The organism is Myxococcus sp. CA051A, assembly GCF_013336705.1.
Lineage (GTDB): Bacteria > Myxococcota > Myxococcia > Myxococcales > Myxococcaceae > Myxococcus > Myxococcus llanfairpwllgwyngyllgogerychwyrndrobwllllantysiliogogogochensis.
On sequence record NZ_JABUMS010000031.1, the window covers coordinates 15798 to 34317 of the forward strand.

Annotated in this window: 15 protein-coding genes; 9 read left to right on the plus strand and 6 right to left on the minus strand. The window is 68.7% G+C overall.

Features of this window, described 5'->3' with window-relative positions:
* Positions 1-119: 119 nt before the first annotated feature.
* The gene (locus tag HUA74_RS43005) at positions 120-1127 is read right to left on the minus strand and encodes a cupin-like domain-containing protein (protein ID WP_174459215.1); all 1008 of its coding nucleotides are present in this window, start codon (positions 1125-1127) and stop codon (positions 120-122) included.
* 226 nt (positions 1128-1353) lie between these two features.
* Here HUA74_RS43005 and HUA74_RS43010 point away from each other — a divergent pair, with 226 nt between their 5' ends.
* From HUA74_RS43010 to HUA74_RS43020, 3 genes are all read left to right on the plus strand, one after another.
* Positions 1354-1794 carry a hypothetical protein gene (locus HUA74_RS43010; protein WP_174459216.1) on the plus strand — a complete coding sequence of 147 codons (441 nt, stop codon included), beginning with the start codon at positions 1354-1356 and terminating at the stop codon, positions 1792-1794.
* A gap of 44 nt (positions 1795-1838) precedes the next feature.
* Positions 1839-2705 carry a hypothetical protein gene (locus tag HUA74_RS43015; RefSeq protein WP_174459217.1) on the plus strand — a complete coding sequence of 289 codons (867 nt, stop codon included), beginning with the start codon at positions 1839-1841 and terminating at the stop codon, positions 2703-2705.
* Positions 2706-2768: 63 nt separating this feature from the next.
* On the plus strand, positions 2769-3308 hold the full coding sequence (locus tag HUA74_RS43020; protein ID WP_174459218.1) for a GFA family protein: 540 nt from the start codon (positions 2769-2771) through the stop codon (positions 3306-3308).
* A 105-nt stretch (positions 3309-3413) separates the two neighbouring features.
* On the opposite strand, the gene HUA74_RS43025 is transcribed toward HUA74_RS43020, so the two are convergent.
* From HUA74_RS43025 to rdgC, 3 genes are all read right to left on the minus strand, one after another.
* Positions 3414-5273, minus strand: coding sequence for a hypothetical protein (locus HUA74_RS43025; protein ID WP_174459219.1), 1860 nt, complete (start codon positions 5271-5273; stop codon positions 3414-3416).
* Positions 5274-5831: 558 nt separating this feature from the next.
* On the minus strand, positions 5832-6521 hold the full coding sequence (locus HUA74_RS43030) for a hypothetical protein (protein WP_141646853.1): 690 nt from the start codon (positions 6519-6521) through the stop codon (positions 5832-5834).
* Entirely contained in the window at positions 6508-7155 is a 648-nt protein-coding gene (rdgC, locus tag HUA74_RS43035) for a recombination-associated protein RdgC (RefSeq protein WP_174459220.1), read from the minus strand. The genes HUA74_RS43030 and rdgC overlap by 14 nt, the downstream gene beginning before the upstream one ends.
* Positions 7156-7275: 120 nt before the next feature.
* Between rdgC and HUA74_RS43040 the strand changes: the two genes are divergently transcribed.
* From HUA74_RS43040 to HUA74_RS43050, 3 genes are all read left to right on the plus strand, one after another.
* A complete protein-coding gene (locus HUA74_RS43040) occupies positions 7276-7965 on the plus strand; it encodes a hypothetical protein (protein ID WP_174459221.1) in 690 nt (229 codons plus the stop codon).
* A 168-nt stretch (positions 7966-8133) separates the two neighbouring features.
* Positions 8134-8784 (plus strand): hypothetical protein, encoded by a 651-nt coding sequence (locus HUA74_RS43045; RefSeq protein ID WP_174459222.1) that lies wholly within the window; start codon positions 8134-8136, stop codon positions 8782-8784.
* A 200-nt stretch (positions 8785-8984) separates the two neighbouring features.
* Positions 8985-11108 (plus strand): hypothetical protein, encoded by a 2124-nt coding sequence (locus HUA74_RS43050; RefSeq protein WP_174459223.1) that lies wholly within the window; start codon positions 8985-8987, stop codon positions 11106-11108.
* 42 nt (positions 11109-11150) lie between these two features.
* Here the strand turns inward: HUA74_RS43050 and HUA74_RS43055 are convergent, their stop codons facing one another.
* On the minus strand, positions 11151-12092 hold the full coding sequence (locus tag HUA74_RS43055) for an SH3 domain-containing protein (protein WP_174459224.1): 942 nt from the start codon (positions 12090-12092) through the stop codon (positions 11151-11153).
* A 232-nt stretch (positions 12093-12324) separates the two neighbouring features.
* Between HUA74_RS43055 and dacB the strand changes: the two genes are divergently transcribed.
* The 3 genes from dacB (at position 12325) to HUA74_RS43070 (ending at position 17385) form a co-directional block, all read left to right on the plus strand.
* Positions 12325-13812 (plus strand): D-alanyl-D-alanine carboxypeptidase/D-alanyl-D-alanine-endopeptidase, encoded by a 1488-nt coding sequence (gene dacB / locus HUA74_RS43060; RefSeq protein WP_174459225.1) that lies wholly within the window; start codon positions 12325-12327, stop codon positions 13810-13812.
* Between the two features lie 163 nt (positions 13813-13975).
* Positions 13976-16153: a prolyl oligopeptidase family protein gene (locus HUA74_RS43065; RefSeq protein WP_174459226.1), complete on the plus strand. Its 2178-nt coding sequence runs from the start codon at positions 13976-13978 to the stop codon at positions 16151-16153.
* 68 nt (positions 16154-16221) lie between these two features.
* Entirely contained in the window at positions 16222-17385 is a 1164-nt protein-coding gene (locus tag HUA74_RS43070) for a D-TA family PLP-dependent enzyme (protein WP_371817401.1), read from the plus strand.
* Positions 17386-17392: 7 nt separating this feature from the next.
* On the opposite strand, the gene HUA74_RS43075 is transcribed toward HUA74_RS43070, so the two are convergent.
* Complete coding sequence (locus HUA74_RS43075; RefSeq protein WP_174459227.1) at positions 17393-18394, minus strand: hypothetical protein; 1002 nt, start codon at positions 18392-18394, stop codon at positions 17393-17395.
* Between the last annotated feature and the right edge of the window lie 126 nt (positions 18395-18520).

An 18520-nucleotide genomic window follows, 5' to 3' on the forward strand; every position in this document is an offset into this window, starting at 1 on the left:
AGGCGCCGCGAATCGTCCCCAATCCGGGAGGTCATTCCGCGCCTCCGCAGGAGCGCACGCGCCCCACCGAGCCCCCCACCACACCGCCACTGGAGAAGTAGCGGCACGGCGGAAGCGGTTCATCCCAGCTTCCACCACGTATTGCCGTCCGGGACGTCGAACTCCTGGAAGGTGACGGACACGCTGACGTCCAGCGCGTGTACCCAGTGCCACCACCCCGCGGGAATCAGCAGCATGTCGCCGGGCTCGACGACGACTTCGAGGACGTCGGCCTCGCGATATGAGGGGAAGCGCGTGAGGTCGGGGCGGTCCGCGTCGACCTGACTCCACACCTCGAGGTGGCTGTAGACGTGGTGCGTGTGGAACGAGGGAATGAGGCGGAAGCGCTTGCGGCCAAAGACCTGGCCGAAGAGGACGGTGCCCAGGTCGTGGTGCAGCTCCGTCCGAGTGCCCGAGGGCCCCACCCAGAGCTTCACCGCACCGGCCCGCGCTGACTCGCGCAGCAGGCCCGGCGGATAGCGCACGTCGTCGAGCAACCCGCGCAGCTCCTCTCGCTCCAGGGCGAAGTTGCGAGCCGTGAGGTAGAGGTCGTTGCTGGGGCCGCCCTCCTCCAGCCTGCGGAGGAACTCGCCCAGGCGCATCACCGCGCGACAGGCATCAGGCTCCACGTCGTGGTCCGCGCGCGCCTCACGGCCGGCCATGACCTCCACCTCCACATGGCCATGGCGCCGGGAGAGCGCCTCCGGCCGCCAGTTCGCCATCAGGGGCCAGTCGCGCATGAAGCCCGCGAGGAGCACGGGTTCGTGCGCCAGGTAGTAGCGCGCCATCAGTTCGTGCACCGACACGTCCGTGCGCCGCGCCAGGCGTTGGTGCCGTCCGGAGTGACGGTGCAACGCGACGCGGGTGTCGAGCAGGCAGAGCACGTCCTCGTGAGGGGCCATGCGTCGCAGACCCGCCGCCACGGCCGGATGCGCACGCGTGGCTTCGATTTCCGCGCAAGCCCTCGCGAGCGGCACGCCCGCCGACACCAGCGTGTCGACAAGTCGCTCCGAGGCCACGCCTCGCACCACGTTCTCCGCCAGCCACGCCCGCCACTCCGAGCCCAGGCTGGATGCCACGTCGGCCATGCCGCCTCCGCTGACAATCGCGGTGGGCACTGTACAAGGCGCTCGGTCCTCCAGGGCAAGCCCACCAGGCAGGCGTCCCCGCCTCGGGCCCGGGATTTCTTCCCCGAGTCCTGGGGGCGCGGGGCCCGGGTGGCGCCCCATCGCTCGCCCTGTCGGGGGCCGGCCTCGTGCCTCGCCTGCTCATCCCTCGCGGAGTGCTCCCTAGATTCTCGGCACGAGGCCCGCGATGAAATCAGACAGCCCCAGGTTCCGGTCCTTTCTGCGGCACACCAGCTCGGGAGGGTTGGGCGTGGTGCTCCTGCTCGTGGCCCCGGCAAGTGGGCTCGCGCAGGATGATGACGACGATGGGGAGGCGGTCGCTCCCCAGGTCTCCTGCTACACGGCCGCGAGCCAGGGTGGGCTCACCGATGACTACGCGGCCACGCAGCTCTGTCGCGGCGCACGCTCCAACGCTCCCGCGAAATGCTTCCTGCGTGTCCAGAACGAGGGCTCGCTGACGCAGGCGCAGGCACTCCAGCTCTGCCAGTTCGCCACGACCGACGATGACCCGGCCTCCTGCTATCTCCAGGCGCGCAGCAAGAGCTTCGGCGACGACTCCCGCATCCTCCAGCTCTGCCAGCCACCGGTGACGGAGTTCCTGCGCTACTGCCCCGTCTACGTGCAGTGAGCCGCGGCCCCACCTCTCGTCCGGAAGCGGGCTAGGGTGCGGCCATGACGGAGCAGCCGCCCCCCGAGGAAGACCTCCCCACGGCGCGTGAGCTGGAGCTGGGCGAGGCCGGTGTTTCCCCCGCGCCGCGCCTGTTGGTGCCACCGGGCAACGAGCCCCTGGCCATGCTGGCGCGCCGTGGATTCCAGGCCACCGTCGCACCACTGGACCTGCCCTTCCCCGCCGACGTGAGCGGCGCGCGGGCGGAGCGACTCGTGGAGCGCCTGGGCCACTACGCGTTCCGACTGTTCCTGCGCGGCGCCATTCTGCGACACGGGAGCTTCACGCCGATGGAGGCCACGCGCTACCTGGAGGAAGCCGGCGCCACGGCCTTCGCCGAGGACCTGGTGTCACTGGACCTGGCCACGCGCGAGGCCGACGGGCGTTACCTGCTGCGCCACCCCACCGCCAGCTTCGGAGGCACGCTGGAGTGGTACGTCGCGCACGAGCTGCGAGGCCGCTTCGGCTTCGACGTGGCCGCGGGCGTGAAGTTCCATGCGCCCGACGTCGGCGGAGACCTGGACGTCGTGGGCGCGGCGGAAGGACGACTCGTCTATCTGGAGATGAAGTCCTCGCCGCCCAAGCACCTGGCAGCGGACGAGGTGGGCGCCTTCTTCCGGCGCGTGCGCGCGCTGCGTCCGCACGTGTCCGTCTTCGTCATGGACACCGCGCTGCGCCTGTCCGACAAGGTGCTGCCCCTGCTCCAGGCGGAGCTGAGCACCCAGCCCGCCCCGCCTCCCCGTCGCATCGTCCGCGAGGTCTGGGCGCTCACGCCCCACCTCTACGTGGTCAACGCGCGGCAGGACTTGATGGGCAACATCGGTCTCGCGCTCGCGGAGGGTTTCCGGGCGCTCGCCCCACCCGCTCCGTGAGCCCGCGACGCGCCCCTACAATCACCTGCGCGTCGGAGACTCCAGCATGTAGAAAGCACGGACATGACACAGACCACTCGACTCGGCTGCGCGTGCGGACAGGTCCATCTCGAGGTGGAGGGCGCGCCCATCGTCAGCACCGAATGCTGCTGCAATAGCTGCCGTGCCGCCGGCGCCCGGATGCAGACCCTTCCCTCGGCCCCGCGCATCCTGGAAACAATCGGCGCGACGCGCTTCGTGCTCTACCGCAAGGACCGCGTCCGCTTCCTCGCGGGCACCGACCACTTCAAGGAGTTCCGCCTCACGCCCGAGGCGAAGACCCGCCGGGTCGTTGCCACCTGTTGCAACACGCCCGTCTTCCTCGAGTTCCAGGGCGGCCACTGGCTCAGCCTCTATGGCTGCCTTTGGCCCGCGGGAGCGCTGCCCCCGCTCCAGCTGCGGACGATGACCGAGGACCTTCCGCCCGGCTCGACGCTTCCCGACGATATCCCGAACGGGAAGCGGCAATCGGTCTCATTCTTCGCCAAGCTCCTGGGCGCGTGGATCGCGATGGGGTTCCGCAGCCCGAAGATGACCTGCGTCAACGGCAAGCTGCAGCTCTGACTCCCTCCCTCCCTCCCTGCCTGGCGATGCGTGAAGCGCTCCGCTGACTCGCGGCAAGGATGCGCGGTCCATTCCACGCCGCGCATCCCTGACGCCACCGTTACCTCAGTATGAGTAGCACTGCCTCGTGACGCCCACGGGGAACGAGGGCGAGGGCAGCGACGTCGGGTCGGCGCAGTAGTTCGCCGAGTACGCGACGTTGCACGCCGTGCCACCCACGACATCGCTGCCCGAGAACACGTTGGGGTAGCTGGCCCAGTTGGGGCAGCCCGGCGCATCACAGACCACGTGGTTGCCGTTGTAGCAGGAGCCCAGCGTCGACTGATGGCCCGGCGACCCGCGGAACTCGAGGCTGGTGCTGAAGTCTCGGATGGTGTTTCCGTAAACCCAGCTGTTGAGCGTGTTGTCGACGAGGACGCCGACCTGCCCCTTCACGCCGGTGAGCTGGGAGTCGATGGTGTTGAAGCCGACGAAGCCCCAGTTGACCCGGTAGAAGGTGAGGCCAATCGGGTTCTTGTAGAAGCGGTTGTCGCGCACATACACATGGTCGATGAAGCCGCGCATCGGTTCGGTCAACGCGTAGTACTTCTGCGCGTCATCGAGCAGGTGCTGCTGCAGCTCGAGCACGTGGTTGTAGTCGCCGAAGTCCCCGACATCAAAGCCGGTCAACTGGCGAAACGCGCACGGGGGCGCGACGGTGTACTGGCTGCCATCGGTGAGGAAGCCCAGCGAGAAACCCGAGACGAAGTTTTCGGTGTGGGTCGTCGAGCTGGTGTACGGCATGTGCCCGTCGGTGCTCAGGCCGAAGTTGCTGGTGAGGGGCACGTTGTGGGGCGCCCGCAGGACGACGTTCTTGGAGACGTCGACGTTACCGCCCACGATGTTGATGCCCACATTCACATCACAGATGGAGTTGTGGTGGACCTGGGAGCGGGCATTGGCGTTGCCTCGGAACTCGAAGGGCTGGTTCGTGCAATACCGCCGCGTTCCGAACTCCGTGGTGGGGTCGACTCGCATGCAGTACATCGTGTTCGGCACGGTCTCACCCTCGCCAAGCGGGGGCAGCGCCGGGCACTGTCCAGAGGGGATGCTGCCGTCCGCGTTGCAGGACGTGGGGCGGCACTCGGCGGTGCCGGGCCGGCGGCTCAGCGCCTTGAGATCCCACCCGCTGGGGCAGGTATAGGTCACGGGGTTGGTGGGCCCGTTCCACGTCGCGCTGGCGGGCTGGATGGAGATCTTGATTCCGGGCGTGGTCTCGCACGTGGGGTTCTCCTTCACGTGGGCCGTGTTCCAGCCATACGCGATACCCGCCCCGAGGTGGACGATGCGCAGGTGGTGGACGTTCACCGCCGGGCCGTTCATGGCCTCGGCGTGGTTGACCTGGACTCCGACGGTCCACCGGCGCGGCATCGTCCCCGTGTTGAAGACCGTGGCGTCGGGTGAGGGCGGCTCGTGGCCATCCAGCTCCAGGATGGAGTTGAGTGAGTGGGCGCGCGCCGGGCACTCCTGTCCCTGGCTGTAGCCAACGTTCGTGGTGCCCACCAGGGTCAGGTTGGAGACGCTGGCGTCGTTGAGCAGGCCCTCCTCGGTGCCCGTGCCCGCGACGATGATCAACCCGTTGAGCTTCGTGGTGTCGTGGTCGACGTTGATGATGGTGGGCGGGGACAGCGACGTGCCCTCCAGGTGGATTCCCGTCGGGACGTGGAGGCCAAAGCCATTGCCCCAGGGCCAGCTCCACGCGAGCTTCGTGGCTTCGGAGATGGTGATGGTGCCTGGATCCAACACCACCCTCGAGTGACCGTTGGCCTTCGCCCAGTCGATGGCGGCCTGATACCAGCGCGGATGGAGGGTGCTGCCATCATCGGTGCAGGTCCGGGTGACGTCGCCGACGCAGGTGGCGCCGACATTGCCGGCCGCGCAGAAAGCGCGCTGGAAGCCAGCGGTCCCATGGACGCGGGCGCACATGGTTGGAAGCAGGGACGCCAGGCTCGAGGGACTTGAGCGGGACACGGCCTGAGAACTGGCGGCGTGCGCCAGCCCCCCACCCAGGACCACGAGCAGGGACAGGGCACGAATCCAGGGACTTGTACGGAGCTTCACCGCCGGAGAGCGGAACAAGGGGGCTGCTTGCATGGATATACGTCCCATCAAGGGATGAATCGATGATCCATCCCGTGGCTGCGGCCCCTGCGGCTGGAACAGTTACCCTGGATTCGCGGATTCGCCAAGCCTGTTGTTCGCGGCCGCGCATCCACTCCCTTTCCGCCCATGGACTGACATGTGTGCGGTTTTGGCCCCCCGGCACTGACGGGTCCGCGCCGCCTCTTTCGTCAATGTCTGACATTCCTGACGGAATGCCTCTCCCGACCGGGAGGAATCATTGACGGCTCGCTTGAAGCGGGCGTCTGTCCGTATGGCGTTGAGTCCGTGAATCGTGGAGAGCCGACAACGGGCGCGCGGCTTCCGTTCCACGCTTCGCGAGGCGCTGACAGGGGAACACGCCCCTGTCAGCGGCCCCAATGCTCAGTGCCGGGCTGCGCGGGCGTCGCGGCCCCGGGCGCGCGCGGCCTTGGAGAGCGCGTTGGCGCCCTGCTCGTCGCCGCGCATCCACTCCTTCATCGCCGGCACCACCTGCTTGCTCCAGGTCTTCCCCACGCGAATCTTGAGGAAGTCCCCCACCAGCGCGTCGATCATCGCGGACAGCTGCTCGGTGAGGAACAACCGCTCGTTGAGCTGGTCATCCTCTTCCTCGCTCATCAGCGCGGGCAGCTTCGCGGCGCGAACGTCGAGGAACTCCGAGTCGAGCGTGGCCTCATACTCCTTCTCGCCATGCGTGAAGCGGATGCGCGCCTGGGCCACCAGCAGGCCCTTGTCCAGCGCGTGCTTCACCTGCTCCGAGTACGGCGCCAGCGTGCCCTTCGCGCTCAGCTCCGTGACGTCGCCCGCCACGCCGCGCAGGGTGATGCGTCCCATGAAGAGCACGTTGACGCCCGTGCCCTCCAGCTCCACCAGCGCGTCACCCGTCTCCGAGCGCCACAGCATCCACGTCAGCAGCTCGCGGCCCAGGTAGGCCCGGCCCCGCAGGAGCTGCTCTCGCGCCTGACCACGCTCCACCTCGGCGACGTCCTTCGTCTCCTCGGTGGCGGCGCCGTCGACGCCGACATCTCCTCGCGCGAAGGCGGCTTCCGCCCGCGCCTGCTCACGCTTCGCCATGTGCCACCTCCGCCGACGTCACCGGCAGGTCCATGCCAATCAGCTCCGCCGTGGGCCCGAGCGCGTTCTCGTCGATTCCCGACGTCTGGGCGATGGCGGCCGGCGTCAGCCCCACGAGCTTCAGGCCCAGCGCGTTCTCCAGCGCGATGATGATCTCCTCCACCACCTTGCGGGACGCGGCCCAGATCTGCAGCTGCTGCGTCTTCTGGTTCCAGCTCACGTCCAGCACGTTGGTGCGCGGCGTGGCGCGGGTGCGGAGCATCTGCTTGACCTGCGCCTTCGCCTGCGTCTTCTCGCCACGGCTGGGCGGGCGGTCATTCTCCGCCTCGAAGTTGGCGGACCACTTCGCCATCTCCTCCTTCATCGCGGACGCGGGGACCTTCAACGAGTCGATGCGGAAGGAGAAGAGGACGTACTCTCCGTAAAAGACGCGGCCGACGGAGAACTCGACGGCGTCCGCGTTCTCCAGTTCGACGAAGCCGGCCGCGCGGTCATCCTCGGAGCGACGGTCGATGGGCTCGAACGCGTGCGCCTTGAGACCGCGGGTCAGCCAGCGCTTGATGTCGGAAGGCGCTTCCTTGGCGGGTTCGACCCGGAAGCGCGAGAAGGTGACGGCACCACGAAGGACAGGCATGGGGCGCGGCAGGATGGGGGGCGCGAGCTACGACGTCAAGGCACTCTTGGTGCTGTCCCCCTCCCGACCGGGACACGGGTGCGCTGGTGCCTACCTCGCGGTTGGAGGAATGTACCGCCCATGAAGCTCGCCCCTCTGTCGTGCCTGATCGCCGTGCTCTTGCTGGGTGCCACCCTCCCCCGGGAAGTGCTCGCGCAGGAGGACGCCCATGCGCCCACGACGGTCCAGGCACCACCGTTGATCTCCGCGCCGGACGACGTGGAGCCCGCGCCCTTCGTGCCTCAGCGGCCCCCGTTGGCCGAGGCCCCCGAGAAGGCAGGGGTGTCCACCGTGCCGCGCGTCATGATCGAGACGGTGGCGGGCGGGCTGGGGATGGTGGGAGGCGGCGTCCTGGCACTGCTCGGAGGAACCCTCGTGGGGGACTGCGCGTTCATCGACGAGGATTGCGCCCTCCCCATCGTCGCGGGCTTCGCGGGCATGGCGCTGGGCTCGGCGATGGGGACCTACGCGGCCGGAAGCGTGATGAGGGGGCGCGGGTCGCTCCTGGCGACCGTGGTGGGCGGGCTGGCGGGCACTGGCGCGGGCGCGCTGGGGTTCTTCGCCAACGAAGGGGCAGACGCCTTCGGAATCATCACCCTCCTGGCCCTTCCTCCCATCGGCGCCATGCTGGGTTATGAGCTCTCCCGCTCAGAGCCGCCCGCGGTGTCTCGCTTTTCCCAGACACGCAGCCAGGGAGCGCCGCTGCCCACGTTCACCTTCCGGGTGACGCCTCACGGCGGGCTGATGGGTGGAGTCGCTGGCAGGTTCTAGCGAGGCTGAGACCACCGGTCACTTGCGTCGGCCAGCTGGCGTTCGGCTATCGTGGGTCCGCCAGTCATGCGCGGACTCGGGCCACTCGCGCATGTCATTCCTGGCCATTCCCACACCCCACCCTGAAGTGAAGTGCCCGGCCGGGCGCACGAGCTTTGGGTGTCTGTCATGACCGCTCGTCTCCCAACACTGTTCGTCGTCGCGTTGCTGTCCTTCACGTCCTTCGCCCAGGAAGGCCTCAGTCCCCCTCCCCTCACCTCGGCGAATGAAGACAACCCGAGCGGCGTGCGAGGCGCCTCCACGCCCATCGATACCCGCGTCCGACTCGCGGGGACGCTTCTGGGCGGCGCCGCGGGCACCGCCGCTGGAGGAACCATTGGCGGGCTCTTCTCCATGGGCAGGCTCACGAGCTGCGGCTCCTTCCCCGCCACCATCCACTGCGGACAAAGCCTGGTTCCCATCTTCATCGGCATGGCTGGCGGCTCGGGCATCGGGGTCTTCGCCACGGGCCGGGCCCTCGGGAGCAACGGCGACTTCGCGCTCAGCGTGCTGGGCGGCGGGCTCGGCACGGTGGTCGTGGCCCTGATGACGGGGGACAACGCGCCGGGCGAACCGCTTGTGACGGAGGGAGGCACGCACATCGTGCTCAGCCTGCTGATTCCCACCGTGGGCGCGCTCCTGCTCAACGAGCTGTCGCACCGATTCAGCGGAGGTGGGCTCTCCGCGCGAAGTCCGCGGCGAGACGAGGGGCTCCTGGTCGCCCCCACCGTGGGCGCGTCGAGGGATGGCGGCTTCGCGGGGCTCGTCGGCCGGTTCTGATTCGACCCATACCCCCTGGAGAAAGCGTGGCATCGCGGCGTGAGCGCGCACCGTCAGTCGGTGCACGCTCCGGCGTCCATGAGCGCGCCCTCGGAAGGCTGGATTCAGCACGGGGGCAGCATCCATCAACCGTCAATCCGAGGGGGATTGTCTTGTCATTGATTCCAACTCCAGTTCCACGAAGCCTGGCTTTCGTCGTCATGCTGGCACTGCTGGCCACGGGCACCCGGGCAGCCGCCGCGAGGACCCCGCCACCGCCCCTGATTCTCGGTAGCAGCCAGTCCCAGTCCGTCGTGCCCTCGCGCGGCACCGCGCGGTTGGTGGTGAGGGCACGTGATCCCCAGGGCGGTCGAATCAACTTCACCTGGACCGCCACCCTGGGAGAGCTGAGCACCCAGCTGAACGGCGAGGACAGCAGCGAAATCACCTGGACCGCCCCGGACTGCATCATCCCCGGCAGCGCCCCCGTGAAGGTCACCGTCACCAACGCACAGGGCCTCTCCTCCGAAGTGGACTTCTCCTTCCATGTGGGCCCCACCCTCAACGACGACCACCAGCCCCCTTTCGCGGAAGGCCAGTTCCAGTCTCTCGACAACGTGTCCCTCCTATCGAACTCGGCGCTGAATTATCCGGAGCCGCTCCTCTCCGTCTTCGGCGGCGAAAGAATGATGTTCGCCTCGGACGTCGAGCTGTCCCTGTCCTTCCTGAGCACCGACGCCGTGGCATCCCATTCACTGGGCTGGATGTATTACGACGACCTCATCGCGCGCGGCTATGTCGACACCCGCGGGACCCCCGAATACTCCGGCGACGACTTCCTGAGCGACGCCAACAACAACGGCATCACCGACCTCCACGAGGACATCTACAACCTCGCGCCTCCGTCCGGCTTCCAGGCATGGCGGCCCTACATCGGCACGACTCGCCGCTGCTCCCGGCCCTTCCTCTCGGTCAATGGCTTCCTCAGCCAGCCGGAACTGGCGATGGACAGAACCTGCAACCCGGTCTTCTCGCCCGATGTCCTGCTCGCGGACGCCCGACCGGGACAGACAAACAACCTCATCCCCGTGGATGTCGTCGGCGCACTCGCTGTCGCGCAGTCTCCAGCCACCGGTTTCTCGGACGGAGGCCTCTTTGCGCGCATCCCCAATCTGCTCGAGCCCGCGGCACCCGCGAATGGCAACATGGGACTCGGGCATCTGGCCTTCCTGTTGACTGACGACGACCCCAACACGACCACCTTCAAGCAACTGGGCCCGGTCCAAGACCGGAGCGAGTCCTTCGAGGACGGCCTTCCCGACTACGACACCTCCGCGTACACGCCGGACGGAGTGCTTCGGACCATCAACCCGGACCCTGGCATCACTCCGGCCGACCGCACCGTGAAGCTGGGGCGCATCCAGGCGGGACGGGAGATCGTCTTCTTCCTCGTCACCTATTACGACGCCACCCACGACCCGAACGGTGACGGCACGGTGTATCCCTGCCTGATGAAGGCGATAGATGGCCGGTGCAGCCTGCACCTGAAGACCTCCACGTCCGTCTTCTTCTCGAAGCCGGGTTGGAACCTGGATCAGGATGCCCGCGGAACCTCTCCGGTGGCCCAGTACAACCTGGGTTGTGCGCGTGACCCGCGCTGCAATCCCATCAGGCCCATGGACTACACCTGCCCCGATGCCTCCACCAGCCAGCCGCTCTGTGGTTGGCTCCAGTATACCTCCCACGACCTGCTCGGGACGCCCGCCTATGGAAACATCGTCCTGCCGAAGGCGCGAAGCTGGGTGCCCAGGGTCAGCAACGGCAACATGCCGCACTTCCAGGTGCAAGCGGTGACCACGAGCCCGGGCAGCTGGATCCTCGGCATCGAGGACCTCAACGGAGGAGGCGAGCGGGACTTCACGAACGTGGTGCTCCTCCTTCAGGCCACCCGCGTGCCAGGCAACGTCCGCTCCAACGTCATCAGCCCCGTCCTGGATGGCCAGTGCGCCATCTCCCGCCTGCGCGTTCGCAAGACCGACTGGGCTCCCCTGGAGTGCCAGCAATCAGCGAGCAACTTCGGCATCGCGTACGCCGTCGCCTCGGACTGCAACGTGTGCGCGAATGGGAGCTGCCAGACGAATCCCGCGCCCACCTGGTTGAACGTGCCCTTCGAGCCCGGACAGAACGAAGCCGTGATGAGCCTTCCGCCGTCCGGAGGTTCTCAGCTCTGCTGGAAGGCCCGGCTCACCCACCCGAATTTCTGGTGTCCGTTGGTTATCTCCAACGTGGACATCGGCTACGAGCTGGGCTTCACGCCCCTGAGTCCAGTCCCCGCGACGCACTGACGCTCGGCGACGAGTCCCTTCGTGACGGGGACTCGTCGTCCGTCAGGGCTTCGACTCCGCCACGGAGGAGTCCGCCGGCGTCAGTTCTGAGTAGACGCCGTCCTTGAGCTGGTAGCGCGTCTGGGCCTTCGTCGTCAGCACATTACCGGACTCATCCTCCTGCTCATCGGTCCTCACCATCGTGAGTTCCTTCTTCCGCGCCTGGAAGGAGACCTCGTATCGGGAGACACCGGGAGCCTCCGACACGCCCTCCAGCGACAGCGCCAGCTTCGCCGTGCCCAGGACACCCTTCTTGTTCCCTGGCACGGTGTAGCTCACGTACGTGGTGCTGTAGTCGCCACACTCCTCGGGGGTGGAGTCCACCCGCAGCAGGACGACTCCCGCGGTCTTCGAGGGAACGAGTGCCACCGCCGCCGGTCCGCCACTGACCTGGCGCCAGTTCTCCCCCGCGGGTTTGGCGTCCACGCTGCTGACTCGGAAGGGAGGCTTCAGCTTCGGCTCCAGGACCCGGACGCGAATCTTGAAGTCCCCACTCATCACCACCGTGGCGACCTCCTTCTCTCCGTCCCCGTCGAAGTCCTCCTCGAACCGGAAGGGCGTCAGCGTGTTGCCGAAGAGCCAGCCCCGCAAGACCGCGTCGTCCGCCTTCTCCGCGGTGCCCTTCGTGTCCACATGCTCCACCGAGTACCAGTGGTTGACGTACTCCCCCACCTTCAGACGCGCCGTGCCACGCTCCTGCACTCGCACGGCCGCGCCCAGGGGCAACACGGCGACCACCGCCGCCTCCGTCGAGGGCTCCTTCCGGAGGTTCGCCTCATCCACCCCCACGAACAATGTCTCCAGCTCGCAGGACGGCTCCCAGGTCGTGAAGGCGAATTGCTCCGGCGTGCGCTGCTGCCCCTCCTTCACCTTTTCGGCGCTGAAGTGGAGCGAGGGCGCGGACGTCTGCGTCAGGAGCAACGACAGCCACAAGCCGGGAAACATGCGGAACCATCCCTGGTGGGAACAACCCGCGCCCTTTCTCCAACACCCCCTCCCCCCGAAGCAAGGCCCCGCACCCAATTCCTCTCATGCGGCCCCGGTGACACGATGAGCCGAGTCACACGAAGGGAGGACAGCCGGGTCGCATACCGGACGGCCGGGTTGGTACGGCTCACCCTCCCCCGCACCTCGCCGCATGACACCCACTGCCGTCAGGGTTAGCGTGGCGCGCGTGATGAGCCAAGCCCTGCCCCTCTCCCTGCTGCTGGCCACCTCGATGCTCGCCGGCTGCCACCATGCGCGGCGCCCCGAAGCTCGCACCGTGGGCTCGGTGGCGAGCAGCCTCTTCGCCACCCTGGAGGACGAGGGCGCGCTCGCGAGCGCCTTCGTGCTGGACGCGCGAACCGGCGAGCCACTGTTCGCGCACCGGGAGCACGTCCGGTTGCTGCCCGCGTCCACGATGAAGGTCGTCTCCACCGCGTCGGTGCTCTCCGCGCTCGGGCCGGACTTCCGCTTCCACACGCCGGTGACGCTGGAGGGCACGCTGACGAACGGGCTGTACCTTGGCGACCTCGTGGTGGACCCATCGGGGGACCCGTCGCTGGGCTCGTGGCGTTTTCCGGAGACGGCGCTCGCCTGCGAGCAGGTCGCGGACGCGCTCCAGGCGCGCGGCGTCCAGCAGTGGCGCGGACAGGTGCGCGTGCGAGGCACCGACGACGTGGAGGCCGCCTTCGGCCCGGGCTGGGCCTGGGATGACGCCGCCTATGCCTATAGCGCCGCCCCCACGCCCTTCGTCTTCCGGGAGAACGTCGTGGACCTCGCGCTGTCCCGCGCGGACGGCGCCGACTGCACGCTGCCTCCCACCGTGCAGCTCACCCCGGCCTTCGCCACGCTCTCCGCCATCGTCCGCGTGGACCCGAACGCGGAGCGCGCGAACCTCTCCTGCACGCGCCAGCGCGGTGCCCCGGGCGTGCGCTGCGTGTGGCGCTCCCCCGTCAACCAGTGCCCCCGCTCCGCCGCGGTGAAGCTCTCCGTGGACGAGCCCCAGGTCCTCTTCTCCGCCTGCGTGGAGGAAGCCCTGCTCAAGCGCGGCGTGCCCCGCCTGCCCGCCACCCTGGAGGCTCCCGGCCCCCTGCGCCCGCCCGTGCCGGAGCCGCTCGTCACCCTGGTCAGCCCGCCCCTGTCGGAGCTGGTGAAGGCCACCAACAAGGAGTCCCTCAACCTCTACGCGGAGCGACTGGGCCTGCGCTTCGCGCGCGAGCGCAGCGGCACGGAGGGCTACGCCACGCTGCGCACCGCGTTGGCCGAGGAGCTCACCCGTCGCGGCATCCCCGCCCGAGACCTGCGCCCCGTCGATGGCAGCGGCCTGTCCCGCTACAACCTGGCCACCGCGCGAGGCCTGGCGCGCGTGCTCTTCACCAGCCTGCGAGAGCCCTACGGCGCCGCGCTGGTGGACAGCCTGCCCGTGGCCGGCGTGGACGGCACGCTGGCCACCCGCCCCGTCACCGCCATCACCGCGGGCCGCATCCGCGCCAAGACGGGCACGCTCTCCGGACAGAAGTGCTTCGCGGGCGTGGTGGACCGGCCCGGTGACGCCGAGCACCCCCGCGTCGTCTTCGCGCTGATGCTCGGCAACATGGACGAAACCACCGCCCTCCCCGCCAACGAGGCCTTCGACCGCTTCGCCGCCGCCCTGGTCGAGCTTCCCCTGCGCGCCCCGTGACGACGGGCGTCCTCGAATTCCCCAGCGGCTTTGACGCAGCGCACGCCTGGAAGCAACCCGAGGGAACACGGGCCCCGCGGCGACATTCCCCTGTCGGGAACCGACGCCCCAGAGGATAGGACGTGGCAGGCTGCGTCCGCCTTTCCCTATCCCCGAGGTGAACATGAAGCTGACAACCGCACTGGCCGCGGCGGCACTGCTGCTGCCACTCACGTCCCCGGCCGCAGGCAAGGGCGCGTCCAAGCCGCCCGTCACGGAGAAGAAGGAGGTCGTCGACACCTACCACGGCACGGAGGTGAAGGACGCCTACCAGTGGCTGGAGGCCACCGATGACGCGAAGGTGAAGCAGTGGAACGACGCCCAGAACGCCCACACGCGGGCCATCCTGGACAGGCTGCCCGGCCGCGAGGGCATCCGTCAGCGCGTCGCCGAGCTGCTGTCCTGGAAGTCCCCGGGCTACGCGGGTTTGACGGAGGCCAACGGCACCCTCATCGGCGTCAAGTATCAGCCGCCCCGGCAACAGCCGTACGTGGTGGTGATTGGCTCCGCTGACGACACGTCGAAGGAGCGCTCGCTGCTGGACCCCATGGTCATCGACCCGTCGGGCCACACCACCATCGACTTCATCGAGCCCACGCTGGACGGCAAGAAGCTGGCGGTGTCGCTGTCGAAGAACGGCACGGAGAGCGGCGACGTGTCCGTCTATGACGTGGCCACGGGCAAGCCGCTGCCGAACGAGGTCGTCCCTCGCGTGAACGGCGGCACGGCGGGCGGTGGCCTCGCGTGGAACGCGGACGGAACGGGCTACTTCTACACGCGTTATCCGCGCGGCGAGGAGCGCCCGGCGGAGGACCGGGACTTCTTCCAGCAGGTGTACTTCCACAAGCTGGGCACGCCCACGGAGAAGGACACGTACGCGCTGGGCAAGGACTTCCCACGCATCGCCATGACGGAGCTGGAGACGTCGCCCGACGGCAAGTACATCACTGCGATGGTCGCCAACGGCGACGGCGGCGAGTTCATGCTGTACCTCCACGGCCCCGACGGGAAGTGGACGCAGGTGACGAAGTTCGCGGACAAGGTCATCCGCGCCCGCTTTGGCCATGACGGCGCCCTCTACCTGCTCAGCCGGCAGGACGCGCCGCGCGGCAAGGTGCTGCGCCTGGCCCTGGCCACCCCGACGCTGGACAAGGCCACGGTGCTGCTGCCCGAGGGCGATGCCAGCGTCCAGGGCTTCTTCCCGACGAAGTCGCGCCTGTACGTGAGCGAGCAGCTCGGCGGCCCGTCGCAGCTGCGCATGGTGGACCTGAAGGGCAAGGACCTGGGCCTGGTCCCCACCCCGCCGGTATCGTCGGTGGGCGGACTGGTGAGCGCGGGCGGCGAGGACATCTACTTCAGCAACTCCAGCTTCGTGCAGCCGCAGGCCTGGTACCGCTTCACGCCCGCGGACGGCAAGGTGACCAAGACGGCCCTGGCCAAGACCTCGCCCATGGACGTGAGCGACGTGGAGGTGGTGCGCACCGAGGCCACGTCGAAGGACGGCACCAAGGTTCCGCTCACCATCCTCAAGAAGAAGGGCACGAAGCTCAACGGCACCAACCCGACGCTGCTCACCGGCTACGGCGGCTTCAACATCTCCATCAGCCCGGGCTTCAGCCCGCTGGCGGGCCTGTGGCTGGAGCAGGGCGGCGTCTACGCCATCGCCAACCTGCGCGGCGGCTCGGAGTTCGGCGAGAAGTGGCACGCCGAGGGCTCGCTGACGAAGAAGCAGAACGTCTTCGACGACTTCTATGCCTGCGCGAAGCTGCTGGTGGACCAGAAGTACACGCAGCCCAAGAAGCTGGCCATCCAGGGCGGCAGCAACGGCGGCCTGCTGATGGGCGCCGTCGTCACCCAGCACCCGGAGGCGTACGGCGCCGTGGTGGCCCGCGTGGGCCTCTACGACATGCTGCGCTCGGAGCGCACGTCCAACGGCCAGTTCAACGTCACCGAGTACGGCACGGTGAAGGACCCCGAGCAGTTCAAGTCGCTGCTGGCCTACTCGCCCGTCCACAACGTGAAGGACGGCACGAAGTACCCGCCCGTGCTGTTCACCTCCGGCGCCAATGACCCGCGCGTGGACCCGTTCCACTCGCGGAAGATGGTGGCCCGGATGCAGACGGCCACGGCGGCCAAGAGCCCCATCCTGCTGCGCGCCGACGCCGAGACGGGCCACGGCTCCGGCACCCCGCTCAACGCCCGCATCGAGGAGGAGGTGGACGCGTACTCGTTCATCTTCAGCCAGCTCGGCGTGAAGTACCTGCCGCCGGCGAAGAAGGTCGCGGCCCCCAATCCGCAGTAACACGCTGACGTTGGCGAGGCCCGCCCTGGACCTGGAGGAAACGCTCCGGGCCCGAGGTGGGCCTCGTCGTGTCAGGTGAAGGGCACGCGCTGGCCACGGACACCTGGAGCGCCAGCGCGCGCGGTGCCAGATTGCGCCGCATGGACCTGCTCCCGCTCGAAGCGCTCACGACCCCCGCCGCCCTCGTGGACCTGGACCGCGTGGAAGCCAACCTCGCGCGCGTGGCCGCGTACACGCGGGAGCACCGCCTGCACTGGCGCCCCCACACGAAGACGCATAAGACCGCGGAGCTCACCGCGCTCCAGCTCGCCGCCGGGGCCATGGGCGCCACCGTCGCCACGCCGCGCGAGGCCGCGGTCATGGCCACCGTCTGCGACGACGTGCTGCTGGCCTACCCACCCGTGGGCCCGAGCCGACTCGCGCAACTGATGGCCCTGCCCCGGCGCACGCGGCTCACGGTGGCGCTCGACTCGGTGGAGGCGCTGGAGGGACTGGGCCACGCGGCCCGGGACGCGGGGCGAACCGTCGGGGTGCTGGTGGAGCTGGACCTGGGCATGCGCCGCGTGGGCGTGCAGACCCCGGCCGATGCCGTGGCCCTGGCCCGCGAGGTCGCCGCCACGTCCGGCGCGACGTACCGAGGCATCATCTTCTATCCAGGCCACGTGCGCGTGCCGGTGGAGCAGCAGGAGGCCGCGTTGAAGAACCAGGGAGCACGCGTGCGCGAATTCGTGGACGCGCTCGCCTCCGAGGGACTCCGCCCCGACGTCGTCAGCGGAGGCTCCACGCCCATGCTGTGGCGCTCGCACGAAGTGGAAGGCCTGACGGAGATTCGCCCCGGCATCAACGTGCTGAATGACCGCAACACCGCCGCGCTCAACGCCTGTGCCTGGAACGAGTGCGCGTTCTCCGTCCTGACCACCGTGGTGAGCACCGCCGTCCCCGGCCAGGTGGTGGTCGACGCGGGCTCCAAGGCCCTGGCCAAGGAGGAAGGGCTCGCCCCGACGGGTGGCTATGGCGCGCTGCTGGACAGGCCCGAGCTCGTCGTCCGGAGCGTCTCCGAGGAACACGGCCTGCTCGACGTCTCGGGCACGTCCTGGCGCCCCCGCGTGGGGGACCGCCTGCGCGTCGTCCCCAACCACGTCTGCGCCGCCGTCAACCTGCACGAGCGGCTCCACGTGCTGCGCGGCGACACCGTGACGGCCACGTGGGCCGTCGCCGCGCGCGGCTGGTAGCTCCCGCTCACACCAGCTTGTCGAGCCGCTCCAGCTCGCGCGAGAGCACCGACTCCAGCTCGCGGATGTTGCGATAGACGATGCACCGGTAGGACGCGACGTCGAAGCGCAGCTCCTTCACGTCGCGGACCAGGAGCAGCGTGGGCCGCCCCTTGCCCCACGCGTAGCCGACCTCCAGGTACACGTTGGGGTTGGCCAGCGACAGGTCGGCGATGACGACCTTCGCCGTGTCGATGCGCTCCTTGATTCGCTGGATGATGGGCCCGTCGAACACGGCCTGGTCCACGCGCTCGCACAGCAGACCCGCCGCCTTCACGGGCCCCTGGATGCCGTAGTGGTACGTGTCCTCCAACTCGGGCGTGAAGGGCATCGCCACGAAGGCGTGAGGCTTTCCCATGGACACCGTGCCCGCGCTGGCCATGGACGGCGCCTGCACGAACGCGCTGCTGCGCCGCACCCGGAAACCTCCCCCTGGCAGCGTCTCCACGCCCGGCGTTCCACCCAGGCCCCGCTCCAGGGCCTTGCGCAGCCGCAGGGCACGGCGCATGTCCAGCTCCACCACCGTGAAGCGCTCCAACCCCTTGGGGCCCGTGCCGCGCTGGAAGGCCTCGATGAGTCCGCCCACGAAGGCCAGCACCGCCTCATCCTCGTCGAGCCCGTAGTTGGGGCCGTGCACCGTGCCCGCCACGTGTTTCACCGAGGCGTGCGCCTCCAGCGCCTTCAGCGCGCGCAACGCGAACTGGCGAATCTCGTGGTAGCCGAACTCGCCCAGCCGCACCGTGCCCATGAAGAGCGCCAGCGGCGCGGCCAGCGCGCCCAGCGTCTCCACGAAGCGGAATTCGCCCGGCTGCACCGCGACCTGCACCGGCGGCACGCCCACGGCCTCCAGCCGCCGTGACGCCTCGCCAGCCGCGCCGTACAGCTTTTGTGCATATTTGAACAAGGCGACATCCGCCGTCATCTCGGTGACGTCGCCCACTTCCAGCACCACGTCGAGGGCCGCGCTCATCCCTCGACTGTAGGGCCGCTGACTGTCTGGCCCCAACCTGGAACCCAACGGTCCACTCGCGAACGGGTGCCCGGGGACCCCCATGTTCCTGAGACTCGGGGTATGACCAGTCTAAAGAACTCCATT